Raw genomic sequence first — 16,427 nt, 5'->3', positions numbered from 1 at the left:
AAATCACCGTATAAACTTTGAGGACAACTGCTCAAGTAAAATCGAGAACGAATTAGATAATTTCTGCCCCTTGGCGATTGAGTACTCCGTATATGTAATCGTAACCGGATACTCTTTAACAACTAAGCGACACGCCCCAATAATGTCAATAATTTCAGATGCATGCGACATTCTGTTCTGTCTGATTTTAATCTGCCTGGCTGCATTTACCGTAAAAACTCTTAACCCATTATGGGCATCGGTTAACCAGACGCCACTCACAACACCTGTAAAAAAAGCAGCACACTTCAGGAAAAAACGACGGAATTTTGTAATCCCAACTGCATTACCAAGAAAGCGCGAGCCCAGAACGACATCAACATCGTCAGTTTTAATTAAATTGAGCATACCAACAACATCTTGAATGGAGTGCTGCCCATCGGCATCAAATGTAACAATATATTCGGCGTCATTTTTTATAGCAAACTCTATCCCTGTTTGCAAAGCAGCTCCTTGCCCAAGATTAATCGGGTGAGCAATGCACCAAGCACCTGTTTTTTTGAGTTCAGAATAAGTTTCATCTGATGAGCCGTCATCAACAACAACAACATTTTCAAAAACCAAACGAACATCTTCAACGACCCGCGAAATAACGCTTGCCTCATTATATGCTGCGATTACGATCCAAACCTTATTCATAAATCAATCACCCGAAACGCCGACAAGAACAACGCCAACCAAAATGAAGAAAACACCGGAAATATGAAACCAGTTGATTCTTTCACCCCAAAGCCACCACCCCAGAAAAACCATTATAGCGATAGAAAGAGAAACAAATGGGTAAGCGTAGGATATAGATATGGAACGTAAAAGCCAAATCCAGTAGATCGTCAGAAGGCCATAAATACCTATAGCAATGAAAAACTCAAAACTCGTCAACAGCGCACCAGCGATGGCGTAAATACTACCATGAGTGGAAATGGAAATCGCAACCCTCTTAAACAGGACCTGACCAAAAACCATTCCAAACACATAAACCAAAAGAAAAACTATGTCTTTCACAAAAAAAACCTCACATTGAAACTAATCTGGCAGTACAGGTTTTATCGCCGCTAGGAACGACCTCATATACAGTACCCTTCGCAACATCAAAGAACCTGGAAAACTGATTCCAAAAAAGGGGAGACATATTATCAATATAAATATATTTCACGCTACATAACTTTCGCGCAAAGAGACGCTGCCTGTAGTCCAAATTAATTCCGCGCTCCAGGTTATTATTATGGTATATATCATACCCTGCAGAATAAGCAATAAACTTTAACGGCATAGCTTTCATTTTGAAAATGAAATAGCCAAGAGTTATATTTTGATCATTAACATACCAAACCAGGTCGTTTTCATTGGCATATTTCTTAAGCTTTTCAGCCTTTAAGCGATACTCTTCATTTACCATGACAGGTGGTCTTTTAGACGTCACAAAAACCGATAGCAAGGATGGACTCACAACCGTACTAAACGAAACCATTGCAGCCACAAAAATAGCAAATACCAAAGTGGGAATATGATTCCGCACGACCAGAAACTGCATCAAAAATGTCGCAAACAATACCACCATTAGATATCTTGAAAACGAATAGGGATCCTGTCCCCAAGGGGTCACGGAAGCAATATAAGCCAAAAACAATGTATAACTTACATTCGTCGCAATTAGAAGACCGACAGCTATCAGCTTATTTCGCGAGGGAATAGAACTGCAAAAAACCAAGGATATACTTAAAGCAAAAATAGCAGCAACAAAAACCCATACTGGAGTAGACTTAAAATTAATGCTTGTCACGTAAAGCGGCTCAATAAACCCTGCATGTACAAACTTATTATTTAAGACGACCAATAAACCTTTCCATAAATTTGCAAAAACTCCAGCACCTCCGCTTAATTTAGAAACATCAACGACGTCGCGTGACAAACCATAAAACCCAACATAAACAACCCAGGTGAAATATACGACACACACCAAACCAAGCAAAAACAAGGCGCGCGGAAAAAAAGCAATTAGTTTTTCCTTATATAGAAAAACCCTTACAGCAAGAAAGTACACCAGAACAAATAAAGAAAATATTAAACCAACATGCTTCATTAAAACTAACGACACACACAAAACAGCGACGACCTTAAAAGCCTCGGCACCTTTCTCATGCGCAAATTTCAAAGCACACAAAAAAATAACAGCCTGTAACGGATCAACATACAAGGCTGAAACAAGTGCTTGAAAAAAAATCAAATATGCAAAAAAGACAGCAACGGCAGTTCCTGCAAATTTGCATTTAGACTCAGAATATGAAATAGCGTATAGCCCAGACAACGCCATAACCCAAGTCAAGAAATAAGACGCACTGATACCGGTACCTTTAAGCAACACCTCGCCAAAGTACCGAAATAGCGATATTCCTGGAATGTAATCCGGAAAAATAAGTACGCCCGGTGCGACTGGAAGGTTTTTCTGAGTAATCAAGAACTCAATCTGAGCGCCCCAGTGCGAAAACTCATCCCAAGCCCAATAATTGGCACCCCATGATGCGAAAAACGCGATCGTAAAAATCGCTGATAATTCGACACCGACACGAATAACAGTCCATTTCTGACTTTCAGTATATAGCAACTTCCATAACGCAAGCCCTATCCCAACGACTCCTAAGATAACTACAAAAACAATGCCTAATGAAAGAAGCTGCAGACAGGCAAACAAATAAAGTGTAATCATAATTCCCGAGCAGGCACAAATATACTCTGCGCGAGAGACACCAACTAATGCGGAAGAGAACAAAACCACCCAGCCAAAAAAAACCATCCACATCAATAATAAATCGATCACTTCAATACCCACTAAATTCATCGAAAAAGTGAAGCGCTAGGCAGAGAGCCTGCCACCGGTAGAGTCCGGAACCTCACACCAAAGAACTCAATTACAGATGGTTACGCCTTACTACTGGAAGACGGCCTCGTCGCGACGCTGAGCGTTCGGTAGTGTACAGCCCTGCGATGCGTCAATCTAGACTCTAGGATCTGGATAGTGATTGAACTTGCCTCCAGACGAACCGGAACGTGAAATTTGCCGCGGGCTGCGCAGAACGCAGCATTTCCGTTTACCGGGCAAAGTACCCACATCGCAAATTATGAAAAAAGCCATATCTAAATGGCTTTTTTTCGGTCACTGATCAGCTTGAAGCACGGATCAATTTACCGTTCTGTAACCTTCGCACGACTTCGCTGCGCGATCCTTGGCCGTGTGGTAAGCCTCGTGCAACAGCTTGTGCCGTTCCAGACGCACATTCGGGTCAGCAGGTGTGCGGAACAACGACGTAGTCTTGGCTACATATGAGAATATATTGCCGTAACCGTATCTCAACCACAGGTTCCAGTCTTCCAGATTGCTCATGTCCGTCTCGAACCCACCTCGCTGCAAGTACAAAGCGCGTTGAAACAGCAACGACTGAATCGGGATGAAGTTGTGATCGAGCAGAATGTTGTAGTCATACTCATGTTTGTAGTAGGACGGTGTTTCATGGCTGAGTTCGGTGTAACGACCATCTGCTCCGACAATCGTTCCTACTTCCATGGCCAGCGAGTATGCCGCCACTGACTGCGAGTTTTTCAATAAGGCGGCAACCAGTACCTCAACGTGATCCGAGAACAATAGGTCATCGTCATCCAGGAACATGCAATATTCGCCCTTAGCCATCTCCAGGCCATAATTGCCTGTCACCGAGCGTCCCACCTTGTCCATGCCATAAAAGCGGATCTCACGGCCGTCAGGGGACTGGAACTCTCCAACCACCCCCTTCATGGTTTCACCACCGTCCTCCACCACAACCAGCTCCACGTTGGGATAGGTCTGATTCAAGACAGAGATGATCGCCTGGCGAAGGAACTCGTTTCGGTTACGGTAAGTCCGGGTCACGATAGTCACCAGTGGCGCATGTTCCAACGGTTCACCTATGGCCCAGAACGCACCGTCGCGAGTCATCTCGTAGTCAAACCCGCGAAAAGGAAAACCTGCCTCCTTACTGGAACCTTTGCCCGACAGAAAGTGCGGCGCCTTGCGCACTATCTTGCCGATGTTGCCGATCAGATCACGGCGTGCGCCCGCGTAGGCCTCAGGCCGGAACAACAGCGCAATTTGCAGTGCCAGCCCGCCAAACTTGTCACAAAAATCACCATAACGCAGGCGAAGGTAAGCATTGGCCAATGTACTGCCAGCGAACTGTATCGGCTTGACGTGGTTTTCGTGCTCATAGGTGTAGTGATAAACCACCGCAGACGGGCAGTACTTCAACAGGTAACCGTAGGAACGCAGTCGGTAGGACAACTCGACATCTTCGCCATACATGAAGATTTCATGCTCGTATCCTCCTACTTTGGCATAGGCGGAACGCCGGATCAGAATACAGGCGTGGGAAGACCAGTTTGTTTCGTGGGTCACCGGATCATAATATTTCGGATGTTCATACGGTGCCTGGCGCAACTCCCATGTGCCAACGGCACCAGCAGTATCCGCATTAGCCGCGGCCACCACCTTGGCGATCGAGTCGCGAGCGAACACGATATCGATATTACTGATCAGAACAAATTCCGAATCTCCAGTCTTGATCGCCCGGTCATGCCCCAAACCGAAACCCACATTCTCGCCCTGGATAACCTCAAAGCCCGCCAGCTCGGCGCCCAGCTGAGCCTTCCAGCGCTGTAGATCTTTAACGGTGCAGTCCTTTGAACCGTTATCGACGAAGCACAGATTCAACTTTTGCAGCGGGTAATCTTGCGCTTTCAACGATGCAAAAAATCCCTCGACCCATTTACTGCTGTTGTAGGTGACAATCGAAACATCGATCAATGGCTGCACGTCGGAAGCAGGAGAACTATGCGTGTAACCAAAACGCCGATCAGCAATAGTCTGTAAAGACTTGAGATTATTTCGCGAGTTGATGGCGCGCATCATCTTGGCCCGTGCCGCATTGGCCAAATGCCGCAAACGCATGCGCACGCCAATCAAAAAGGGCAGTTTCTGATAAATCGGCCGCAAAACAACACGCGGGTTCGTCAGTATGCTCCGTAATTTCCAGTAGCCACGCAGCAGGACCTTCCGAACGCCCCTGAATGGGCGGGTCATGCGCCAAGACTTCGAGATATAAATCTGGTAGAGATCGTGTTTCAGCACGTCTATTTCTGATTTGCATGATGCGATCTGGAGACTCAGTTGCTCCTGTTCCAACAGCAGTTGCCTTTGAATTTCTACCAGCTCATCGTTATCGTCCAGATAGCGGTCGTCGAGCACTGTAGTGAGCTTGTCATTCAAGTCCGAGATTTGATTGTTCGTCAAAAGCAGTTCATCCCTAACGTTCGACAGCTCACCTTGCTTGGCCAGATAGATTCCATTAAGTGTTGCCAACTCACCCTGTGCTTCTTGAACCTTCGCTTCAAGCCAAGTGATATAGGACTGCTGACGGTAGCTTTCGAGGTCCGGATCGAAGGTATTTCTGGCTGGATCCACAGCAACTGTCCGTGCCAATCGGGCGAGGTGTGCTGATGGTTCGTTAAACTGCGCAGCAGTCAAAAAGTAGTGCGACTGGGCAAAATCCAGTACTTGCGCACGCAATTCCGTAGAGCACGGCGCCGTAGCGCCGTTTGTTTGCCACAGCTCTGGAAGATCCTGCGGGTGCTCGACATCGATAACCAGCCCCGTACCACTGTAGGGTGCCGAGCCCAACACATAGACAGTCTTACCGGCAAGCGCAGCTTCGAAGCCTGCCGAGGAATTGATCGTGAACACCACATCGGCGCAGGCAATCAGCTCAGCTATACTGTCTTCCTTGTTTGCAATCTGGACATGCTCAGGTAAATCCGGCACATCATCCAGTGGATGTGGTTTGACGATCACCTTGTAGGGCGAGTCTGCCACAGTCGCGAGCACATGCTTAACGTATTCGGCCATGCTGGCAAACGGCGACCCCATGATAATGTTGGAGTCATTCTGTACCTGAAGCAGAATCAGTGCAGTCGGAATTCGGGTGGAGCCTTGAAAGCGATAACTTTCTTCCATCTCCGCGAGCCTTTCCCGCGCGGCATCTGTCGGCAGACTGGCTGACTGTTGCTGATACACTGCAAACTCGGCACTGAAGCCACTGCGCACATTTACGCCACGGACATCCGAGTAATAGGCCATGGGATTGGGCGCGCGTAACATACCCAATTCATTAAAGATCAAAGGAACGTCTTTAGCCGCGCACGCTGTCTCAAGGGAGCCGTCATAGTTCCAGCAGAACACCAGATCGGGTTCGACGTTGTCGACCAACAACCCGACGAACTGGTCGTGAAACGCGAGGGGTTCTTTATTGAGCAGGCACTTCCAGTCATTCAGCCAATCCGGATGGGCTGATTGCGAATAATCACAATTGTAAATGCCTGGACTGATCCAGGCATGCCTGAAGTCTGGATACTCGGCTTTCAGCTCGTCAGAACCGACAAAAATACATTCCCAGCCCTCATCGGCAAACTTGTTAGCCAGAGGCAGATAGACATCAACAATGCTGCTGAACAGAGTCGGACGATCTCGCAATATAAGCGGCAGCGTGTAAAACACCACACGCTTGTATTTGCGCGATGCCACTTTTACAGCCGGGTCACCTGCCGCGATGCTGTCCGCAGGTACGTTGAATTTCACGACCGAATTCGCTGCAATAATTGCGCCCCGGCCGATTTCCACGCCCGCCAGCACCGAAGAATTGGCGCCGATCCAGACGTCGTCACCAATGCAGACACTTGCCAGTCGGAGCCCCTGATCCTTGATGGGCGCGCGCAAGTCATATCGATGTGTCGATGAGGTGATGGAGACGTTGGGAGCAATCAACACATCCTTGCCAATTGTGACCTTGCCGCTGCCGTTGATCCATGTCCCGTAATTGATGACCGCACCGGAAGCGATGTTCAAGTAGCCTCCTGCACCACACTCAATGACGACGTTGTCGCGCAACTCAACACCGTCGCCGATGATACACTCGGCCGTTTCGTCGACATGAAACCTGACTGTGTCTGCGACAACTGCATTACCGATCTTAAGCATGATTCAAACAACCTTCACAACGTTGACTGTTGACGGGCAATAGGCGACTCCCACAATTTGACGCCCACCAGATACGCTGACTTTGCGCATCGGCCAGCGCTGATCCAGTTCGACGCGCTCGCCGTCCAAACTGGCCATCCCGATAAACAGGAAGTACTCCCCTGGCGCTACATTGAGCGGGAAGGAAAAACTGATTTTGTGCGCACCCGCATCCAGGTCGAACTTGCATCCGGCCAACAGCGTGTTGTCACCTGCCACGTCGACACCCTTGGCGTCACGTAAGGAGTAACCCATGACCACTTCTTTGATATCTGTATAGGCCTGGACGTAGCAATGCATGGCGATATCTTCGGTCGGCTCGAAGTGGTTGGTCTGAGTGCCGTCAGCGCTGTAAAAATCAACTGCGTTGATCTTCGCCGCTCCGGACCCGAATCGAACTTCCGATATATCGCCTAATTCCGTGCCATAGGACACGTCGGCATGCTTCTCTTCCAGTACCGGGGCCGCAACCGCACTGCTGTTGCGAACTTTCTTTTCGTAGTTCTTGGTTGCCGTCAGTACATCGGTGCTGTAGTCGATGATCTGCCCGTTTTGCATCACTATGACCGCTTGGCAAAAGCGAATGACGGACTGAGTATCGTGAGAAACGAACAGAATGGTGGTGCCGCGCTCCTGCATATGCTTCATCTTGAGCATGCACTTGAGTTGGAAGCCCGCATCACCGACGCTGAGCGCTTCGTCCACGATCAGCACGTCGGGCTCCACATTGATAGCCACGGAAAAGGCTAATCGTGCAAACATCCCGCTGCTGTACATACGAACGGGCTGATTGACGAAATCGCCAATATCAGCGAATTCCAGGATGGCTGCGAGACGGGTCTGCATCTCGGCATGGGAGTAGCCCATGAGGGATCCCTGGAAATAGATATTTTCTACACCGGTGTAATCCGGATTGAAGCCAGCACCCAATTCCAGTAACGAAGCGACCCGGCCAACCACCGAAACCTCGCCACTGGTGGGAGTGAGAACCCCTGTAAGAATTTTTAACAGGGTACTTTTGCCAGCCCCGTTTTTACCTAGGATCCCGACTGTCTGGCCTTTCTCGACGGAGAAGGAAACATCAGTCAGTGCGTGAAAATCATGATGCCGGTGCTTGCCGAAGAGCGAAAGAGCCTCGACCAGCCTGTCAACCGGCTTGTTATAAAGCCGATACACCTTGCTGACATTACGGACGCTGATTGCGCTCTCATTCACTTCATTCATTACAAAACATCCGCAAAGTGGGGTCTTAATTTTTTGAATGTACGCCAGCCCACCAATGCCAGGACAATCAACACTCCCCAAAAGAACAGGGTTTGAGTGGGCCGCTCCCAGAACCACACCCCGCGAATCAGAGAATCTCTGAATCCTTCAACAATGTACGCAAAAGGGTTCAGGCGCAGATAGGACGCCGCGCGCCCTTGAATGGCATCAATATCCCAGAATACCGGAGTCAGCCAGAAACCGAACTGTGTGGCCATAGCCACCAATTGGCTCAAGTCCGGAAAGAAGATCACCACCGAACTGGTAATCCAGGCAATCGCCAACAGCAGCATGAACAGACAGACGATGTAATACCCGACCTGCAACCAATAAAGATTCGGTTCGTAGCCGTAAATAACGAACAGCAACAGCAGAAGGACCACAAAGAAGATGTGCACGAGGACAGCCGAAGTCAGTTTGACCAGTGGCAATAAGGAAACCTTGAAGACAATCTTCTTCACCAGAAAACTGTTTTCCTTGACTGCCGTGCAACCGGAGTTCAGAGCTTCAACCGTGAAGAACCAGGGCACCAGCCCACACACCAGCCACAGGACGAAAGGAAAGTCCCCGTGAGGCGCGGCTTTGAAACCGAACTGAAACACGAACCACAGGATCAGTGTGGTTGCGCAAGGCTGGATAAATACCCACAAGAAGCCAAGGTAGTTGGTCAGGTAACGGGCCCGTAGATCATTTGAGACCAGGCTCAACAGAATCCTGCGATCCGCCAGCATTCCTCTGAGCCAACTCATCGCACATCTCCACGCGTCACAATCACATTCACCACCGCTTTAAAACTACCGCAAGACATCATGAATTCCATTTAACGGTCCGGGCTCATCGACTTTAGATTTTCACCAGCCTCAGGCACAAACACCGGCTTGGCTCCTTCAATGCCGGCCCTGGACTTGTCCTTGGGCTTGAACTTCAGCACGCGTTTTTCTACCAGATGCCAGGAGGCGTAACCGAGCACGAGGGTGATGGCAACGGTGACGAACAAGTACATCGGATACGAGATCTCCGGAAACTTGAGCAGGACAAACTGCTGTACCGGAAATGCATAGATGTAAACACCGTAGGAACAGTCGCCTACTCGATTGATCCAGCTTCCCAGGCGGCTGCTGGACAGGCCGTAGGCCAGAACGACATAAGGCAGGGTGAACCACAACACTACTTTGGAAATCGGGGCGTATGGAGCCAACAGGATGGTGGCGAAAATCAATACGCAAACACCCGACAGACTGAACCAGCGTTCGAGCCGCCATTTCGCGAAGCAGGCACCAATCATGAAGTAGATGCCTGTCAGGAAAATCTGTCGCACATCAGTGCCATAAACAACCTTCACAGGAGCATCGCGCCAAACCCAGAAAATGACTGTCAGTGCAAAAACTGTCGTGGCGGCGGCATAGACCCAGCGTCCACTGCGAAAAAGCAGCCCGAGAGCCATAACCACTAGGTACATAAAAAATTCGACAGGCAGGCTCCACAGCGAACCATTAACAGCGTTGGCCACCCGCGCATGCTCAAGAACTCCGGGCAAATAGAAAACCGGGCTTAAGATGATATTTCTCAGATATGGCCAGAACTGCGGGTGCGTAAAGTATTCGCTGACCGTCAACGTTGTGAACATTGGCCCCAGGATAAACATGCAGATCAGAACAACCACAATTAGCGCTGGAAAAATCCGTAAGGACCGCTTGATCAGAAAGTTGGTGGCTGAGGGAGTAAAGTCCCAGCTCTTGACGATCAGGTAACCACTGATGATGAAGAAAATATCAATACCGAGCCCTCCATAGGAGGTCAATCCCAGGAAGCCGGCGGGTGGATTGCCATAAAAAGCAAACGAATGTGCGTAAAGCACCATCAGCGCAGCAATCAGCCGAAGCAAGTTTAAATTATTATCCTTATGCTGCATTTAGTACTGCTCCAACACTGTTTGAACTGATCAACATAAATTGACTGTGTGATTACAGGAGTCGCGGGATGAGAATTCACACGTCAGCACCGGGATACCCGACAACTCGCTGCCCTGCGTATACCCACACGAGGGCCGCGAATCATAGCATTATCCGATACAGGCTCCCACGCCTGGCCAAGCTTCAAGGGATTGACGGCACTTCCCGGGTACCGGCCTTGAACCTCGCGGCCAACCACAGCAACGGAACATAAGCGACAATCAGTCCGACGACGCCCGGCACTATGCCTAGAGCCACCACCGCGGCCCATGGCAATAACCAGAAAACATTCAGCCCGACCACTGCGAGAGTCACCGCCTTGTGGCTTTTGAACTGTCGGGATGCGTACTGATAGGCGTGGCTGCGATGGGCCTGATAGACCTTGTCACCATTGAGCAGCCGTCGGCACAGCGTCCAGGTGGCATCCACCACGAAGGCGCCAAGCAGAATGGTCCAGCTCCACAACAGCTGCGGCGAACGGGTCGCCGCCTCCAGTGACAGAATGCCCAGTGCAATGCCGAGGAAACCGCTGCCGGCATCCCCCATGAAGATACGTGCCGGTGGATAATTCCAGCAGAGAAAACCGGCCACGGCCGCACTCAGCGCCAGCACGCCCCAGACAGGTTCGACCTGGCCAACAAGACCATAAATCAATGCACTTCCCAGGCATGCACACAGTGCCTCGGCACTGGCCAAGCCATCGATGCCGTCCATGAAGTTATAAAGATTGAGCATCCACACCAGGTACACCGCTGCAAGAGCATGGCCTACCCAGCCGAGATCGAGTGTGCCATTGAACATGGCGATCGGGGCCAGCCCATCGAGCCAGAACAACGCCCAGATGGCCGCCGCGAAATGCCCTAGCAGGCGCCATCTCGCGGCGATATGGCCATGATCATCGGCAAATCCGATCAGCGCCACCAACAATCCGCTGCCCGACAGCGCGAACAACGCCGGGCGATCCATCAGCCCAAACCACCCCAGAACAGGCAAGGCCAGCAAGAAACCGATAACGATCGCCACACCGCCGCCACGAGGCGTGGGCACGGAATGCGAGCTGCGTTCATTGGGAATGTCCATCAGGCTTTTAGACAGCGCGTAGTGCCGCACCGCCCAGGTCAACGCCCAGGACAGCAGGAATATGGAAAGAAACAACCCACCAGCAATCATGACTTTTGCGTATCCAGAAAATGGCCAGCAGTACGACGCATGGCAGTGTCCACATCAATCGGCGGCACCCAACCAAGCATCTCGCGGTTCTTGCTGATATCGACCTGCAACGACTCGCACACGCGCTGAGCCACAGCGCGCTTTCCCGCAGCGGCCGCGCAGATCAACAGCAGTTTCGAAGGCACGGGCAGCAAGCGCGCCTTTTTCCCTAACGCCGAAGCCAAGCGCCGCAACAGGCGCGGTGTCGACAGATCATCGCCGTCGCTGACCAGAAAGGTTTGCCCTGCGGCTGCAGGGTGCTCCAGACAGGTCTCGATGAAATCGACCAGGTTGCCGATCGCGACCATGCTGCGTTGATTGCGAATAGCGCCCAACGGCAAGACCACGCCTCTTTCGAGCCACTTGAGCAAGCTGAGAAAGTTGGCCTTTACGCCCGGCCCATACACCAGCGGCGGGCGAATGATCACGATCTCCATACCTGTTTCGCTACCGAGCAGGCGCAGCGCCTGCTCGGCCTCATGCTTGGAGATCCCGTAAGGATCTTGCGGTGCCGGCACATCATGGGCGGTGAAAGGACGCCCGACAGGCGTGCTTTCGCCATTCACCTTGATTGAGCTGATAAACACGAAGCGCTTGACCCCGGCCTGCGCTGCCGAGCGTGCCAATTGCAGTGTTCCATCGACATTCACGCGTCGAAATTCGGCCAGTGCATCGTCCGCCGTCTCGTGCATGACATGCACCCGCGCCGCCGCGTGCACGACAATCTGCACGCCGGCCAACTGCCCTGCCGAGCTTGCGCCCATTTCAAACCGCGCAACAGGACACAAACCCAGCAGACGGCTGGCGCCACGAACCGCGGCGACAGGCGCAAACTTTCGCCCGAGCAGCAAACGCAAAACCAGCGCCTCGCCGACGAATCCGCTCGCCCCGGTTACCCACACTTTTGGCGCCGTCATTGGGCCGATTTCCCGACTAGGGCGGTCGCCCAGCAAATCAGGAAAAACAAGGCACGATCTCTGACTCGGCGACGGCAGCGCCACGCCGAGAACGACAGCCTGATCAGTTGCAATCGACGCAACGCAAGCCAGGACCCGACGAAAGGATTGCCCGCCTGCCCGGTCAATCGCGCGATTAAAGCCACTTGGGTAAACCACCAGCCATCGTGAATGGTTTTATAGCGGGCAATCATCGGACTAAGGCCGGTGTTCGCCCCGACCTGATTACTTTCGTGCTGCCGATAGTCCATCGAAGGACGGGGATCGATATACCAGCGAAAGCCGTGGCTGCGGGCGAAAGCATAACAGTACCAATCGTGCAGGCTGACATTTTGCAGCTCATCCCATTGCGCCAGCATCGACTGTTTCATCGCCTGCACCAATGCCGTGCTCAGCACATAGGTACAGCCCGGCCCGGCGGCCTCGAACAGGAAATCCCAGTGTGTCTGCGGCTGTGCCTTGTGCAACAGTTGAGTCCTGCCGTTCTCCCAGAATGCCGTCACATTGCTGGAACACGCATCGACACCGCGCTCGCGAATCGAAGTGATGGCTCGCTGCAATTTGTCCGCATGCCAGATGTCGTCCTGATCGGCAAAGGAGACATAGTCATACCCCTGCAAATCGACATCGCGGATCAATCGGAAAAAGTTGCGCGAGGCGCCACCGAAACGAATACCAGACGGCAAAAGGAAGACATTCGGATGGTTGGCGGCAAAATCCGCGCACCAAGCTTCCGTACCATCGGAAGAAGCATCAACACTGATATGAACGGTGACGTGCACCGCCGATTGACCGAGGATCGAAGCCAACTGCTCTTCGATCCACTGCATTCCGTTGTAGGCAGCCAGCAAAACTGCAACCCGGGGAGTTGTTACTGGCATTCCATTCCTGCTTGCACGGTTCTGACAAATTGAGCGAGACAACGGATTTTCAGCGAATGCTGGAATCCAGGAGCTTCTGCAGATACTGGCCATAGCCGGTTTTCTTCAAGCTGTCGGCCTGTTTTGCCAACTGTTCGGCGTCAATCCAGCCGTTATTGAAGGCGATCTCTTCCAGGCAAGCGACCTTCAAGCCTTGACGCTGCTCGATGGTATGCACGAAGTGACTGGCTTCCAGCAGCGAATCGTGGGTGCCGGTATCGAGCCAGGCAAATCCACGTCCAAGCATTTCGACATTCAGCGACTTCTGCGCCAGATAAGCCTGATTGACGTCAGTGATTTCCAGCTCGCCGCGAGGGGAAGGCTTGATGCTCTTGGCAATATCGACCACCTGGTTGTCGTAGAAATACAACCCGGTCACCGCATAATTGGACTTCGGCTTCAGCGGTTTCTCTTCGATGCTCAGCGCCCGGCCCGTGGCATCGAACTCGACCACGCCGAAACGCTCGGGATCGGAAACGTGGTAGCCGAATACCGTGGCGCCTTGCGCCTGCTGGGTCGCCGCGCGCAGATTGTCGGAGAAATGCTGACCGTAGAAGATGTTGTCGCCCAGAATCAGGCAGCATGGATCTTTACCGATGAACTCTTCACCGATGATAAAGGCTTGCGCCAGACCATCCGGGCTCGGCTGCTCGGCGTAGGTGAGCTTGATGCCATAAACACTGCCATCGCCCAGTAACTTACGGAAGCAAGGCAAATCTTCCGGGGTGGAAATGATCAGGATTTCGCGCATGCCGGCCAGCATCAATACCGACAGCGGATAAAAGATCATCGGCTTGTCGTAGATTGGCAGCATCTGCTTGGAAACGCCGAGTGTCAGCGGGTGCAGGCGCGTGCCCGAACCACCGGCGAGAATGATGCCTTTACGATTTGTCGTGGTCATTTATTCAGAACTTCCCTAAGCATTCGGGTTACACCACTTTGCCAATCCGGCAAGTGTAGAGAAAAATTGTCGCGCAACTTCCGTGTATTCAATCGTGAGTTCGAAGGACGACGAGCGGGTGTTGGATAAGCGCTTGTTTCGATCGGATTGACCGCTGTCACGGAGAGAATCTCGCCATTGGCTTTGGCAAAGTCGATCACATGGTTCGCGTAGCCGTGCCAGGACACTTCACCCGCAGCGGCCAAATGATAAAGGCCCGACAACTGCGGCCGCTGAACTGCCAGACGAATGGCCAATGCGCTGACGTCCGCGATCAGATCCGCCCCGGTAGGCGCGCCGATCTGATCGGCAATCACGCTCAGGCTCTCGCGATCCTTGGCCAGACGCAGCATGGTCTTGGCAAAGTTGTTGCCTCGGGCGGCGAACACCCAGCTGGTGCGAAAAATCAGATGGCGGCAGCCTGAGGCGATGATCGCCTGCTCGCCCGCCAGCTTGCTTGCGCCATAGAAGTTGACCGGCGCAACCGGATCTTCTTCCTGCCAGGCGGTAGTGCCCTGCCCGCTGAAAACGTAGTCGGTCGAATAATGCACCAGCCACGCTCCAAGCGAGGCCGCTTCCTCTGCCATGACACGACTGGCCTGCTCGTTGATACGCGTCGCCAGTTCGGTGTCGGACTCGGCTTTATCAACGGCGGTATAGGCAGCGGCATTGACGATGACATCCGGCGCCACTTGGCGAATGGTCGCCCGTAACGCCTCAAGGTCGGCGAGATCACCGCACAAGCCATCAACGCTATGGCGATCCAGTGCAACCAGCTCGCCCAGCGGCGCCAGCGCACGCTGCAGCTCCCAACCGACCTGGCCATTTTTGCCTAGCAGTAGGATTTTCATGCTTTGTTCGAACGATCTGCGTAGTTCTGATCGATCCACTGCTGGTAGCTGCCGCTCTTCACGTGAGCAACCCACTCGGTGTTCTGCAGGTACCATTCAACCGTTTTGCGAATGCCGGTATCGAAGGTTTCTTCCGGCGTCCAGCCCAACTCCCGCTGAATCTTGCTGGCATCAATTGCGTAGCGCTGGTCATGACCAGGACGATCCTGCACGTAAGTGATCAAGCTTGCGTGCGGACGATACGCGGAGTCTGGACGAAGCTCATCAAGCAGCGCACAAAGCGTATGAACAACTTCAATGTTCTGCTTCTCGTTGTGACCACCGATGTTGTAAGTCTCACCAATGACACCTTCGGTGACGACTTTATACAACGCACGTGCATGGTCTTCCACGTAGAGCCAGTCACGAACCTGGTTGCCTTTGCCATAAACAGGCAACGGCTTGCCTTCCAAAGCATTGAGGATGATCAGCGGGATCAACTTCTCGGGGAAGTGGCAAGGACCGTAGTTGTTCGAGCAGTTGGTGACCAGAGTCGGCAGGCCATAGGTGCGAGCCCACGCGCGCACGAGATGATCGGAACTGGCTTTGCTGGCCGAGTATGGCGAGCTTGGCTGGTAGGGCGTGGTTTCAGTGAACAGGTCTTCCGGGCCTTCCAGGTCGCCATACACTTCGTCAGTGGAAATGTGATGGAAGCGAAAGTTGGCTTTACGTGCATCATCAAGCGCAGCCCAGTAATGACGAGCCGCCTCGAGCAACGTGTAAGTGCCGACGATGTTGGTTTGAATGAATTCGGATGGCCCCGAAATCGAACGATCAACGTGCGACTCTGCAGCAAGATGCATGATGGCATCCGGCTGATGCTCTCTCAGGACGCGGTCGATTTGATCGCGATCACAGATATCAACGCGTTCGAATGCGTATCGCGAGTCCTGGCTGACTTCAGCCAAAGACTCCAGGTTACCGGCGTAAGTCAGCTTGTCGACATTGACGACAGAATCGGCGGTGTTGGAAATGATGTGGCGAATGACTGCCGAGCCGATGAACCCGGCGCCGCCGGTAACTAGAATTTTCACGCGAAAGCATACCCTTGAGCTGCGGACAGTGACACCAACGAGCACTGCCTAATCCATGAATGCAGAAGCCATCAAATTAGAGGCTTCCGTCAGAGTCAGTCTGAATCGACGTGGGAATAGGCCACTAT

General features: G+C 52.0%; 13 protein-coding genes. All 13 read right to left on the bottom strand.

Annotated elements, in window-relative coordinates; translation table 11 throughout:
• Positions 1-3: 3 nt before the first annotated feature.
• The 13 genes from ACZZ0B_RS05440 to rfbB all read right to left on the bottom strand — a co-directional run bounded on the left by ACZZ0B_RS05440 (position 4) and on the right by rfbB (position 16,299).
• The gene (locus ACZZ0B_RS05440; RefSeq protein ID WP_463544546.1) at positions 4-678 is read right to left on the bottom strand and encodes a glycosyltransferase family 2 protein; all 675 of its coding nucleotides are present in this window, start codon (positions 676-678) and stop codon (positions 4-6) included.
• Positions 679-681: 3 nt separating this feature from the next.
• Entirely contained in the window at positions 682-1,041 is a 360-nt protein-coding gene (locus tag ACZZ0B_RS05435; protein WP_463544545.1) for an EamA family transporter, read from the bottom strand.
• Between the two features lie 10 nt (positions 1,042-1,051).
• Positions 1,052-2,866, bottom strand: coding sequence for a hypothetical protein (locus ACZZ0B_RS05430; protein ID WP_463544544.1), 1,815 nt, complete (start codon positions 2,864-2,866; stop codon positions 1,052-1,054).
• Between the two features lie 348 nt (positions 2,867-3,214).
• Entirely contained in the window at positions 3,215-7,096 is a 3,882-nt protein-coding gene (locus ACZZ0B_RS05425) for a glycosyltransferase (RefSeq protein WP_463544543.1), read from the bottom strand.
• A 3-nt stretch (positions 7,097-7,099) separates the two neighbouring features.
• Positions 7,100-8,359: an ABC transporter ATP-binding protein gene (locus ACZZ0B_RS05420; RefSeq protein ID WP_463544542.1), complete on the bottom strand. Its 1,260-nt coding sequence runs from the start codon at positions 8,357-8,359 to the stop codon at positions 7,100-7,102.
• Positions 8,359-9,147, bottom strand: coding sequence for an ABC transporter permease (locus ACZZ0B_RS05415; RefSeq protein ID WP_463544541.1), 789 nt, complete (start codon positions 9,145-9,147; stop codon positions 8,359-8,361). The genes ACZZ0B_RS05420 and ACZZ0B_RS05415 overlap by 1 nt, the downstream gene beginning before the upstream one ends.
• Before the next feature lie 71 nt (positions 9,148-9,218).
• Positions 9,219-10,310, bottom strand: coding sequence for an acyltransferase family protein (locus ACZZ0B_RS05410; protein WP_463544540.1), 1,092 nt, complete (start codon positions 10,308-10,310; stop codon positions 9,219-9,221).
• A gap of 184 nt (positions 10,311-10,494) precedes the next feature.
• Entirely contained in the window at positions 10,495-11,520 is a 1,026-nt protein-coding gene (locus tag ACZZ0B_RS05405) for an MraY family glycosyltransferase (protein WP_463544539.1), read from the bottom strand.
• Positions 11,517-12,476: a UDP-glucose 4-epimerase family protein gene (locus tag ACZZ0B_RS05400; RefSeq protein WP_463544538.1), complete on the bottom strand. Its 960-nt coding sequence runs from the start codon at positions 12,474-12,476 to the stop codon at positions 11,517-11,519. The genes ACZZ0B_RS05405 and ACZZ0B_RS05400 overlap by 4 nt, the downstream gene beginning before the upstream one ends.
• The gene (locus ACZZ0B_RS05395) at positions 12,473-13,396 is read right to left on the bottom strand and encodes a glycosyltransferase (RefSeq protein WP_463544537.1); all 924 of its coding nucleotides are present in this window, start codon (positions 13,394-13,396) and stop codon (positions 12,473-12,475) included. The genes ACZZ0B_RS05400 and ACZZ0B_RS05395 overlap by 4 nt, the downstream gene beginning before the upstream one ends.
• Positions 13,397-13,445: 49 nt before the next feature.
• The gene (gene rfbA / locus ACZZ0B_RS05390; RefSeq protein WP_463544536.1) at positions 13,446-14,336 is read right to left on the bottom strand and encodes a glucose-1-phosphate thymidylyltransferase RfbA; all 891 of its coding nucleotides are present in this window, start codon (positions 14,334-14,336) and stop codon (positions 13,446-13,448) included.
• Positions 14,333-15,226, bottom strand: coding sequence for a dTDP-4-dehydrorhamnose reductase (gene rfbD, locus ACZZ0B_RS05385; RefSeq protein WP_463546913.1), 894 nt, complete (start codon positions 15,224-15,226; stop codon positions 14,333-14,335). Before rfbD ends, rfbA begins: the two co-directional genes overlap by 4 nt.
• The gene (rfbB, locus tag ACZZ0B_RS05380; RefSeq protein ID WP_463544535.1) at positions 15,223-16,299 is read right to left on the bottom strand and encodes a dTDP-glucose 4,6-dehydratase; all 1,077 of its coding nucleotides are present in this window, start codon (positions 16,297-16,299) and stop codon (positions 15,223-15,225) included. The genes rfbD and rfbB overlap by 4 nt, the downstream gene beginning before the upstream one ends.
• Positions 16,300-16,427: the final 128 nt, after the last annotated feature.

The organism is Pseudomonas sp. AC247, from assembly GCF_979258015.1.
Note: the sequence above shows the minus strand (reverse complement) of the source record. Positions and strands in the feature narration are given on the sequence as shown.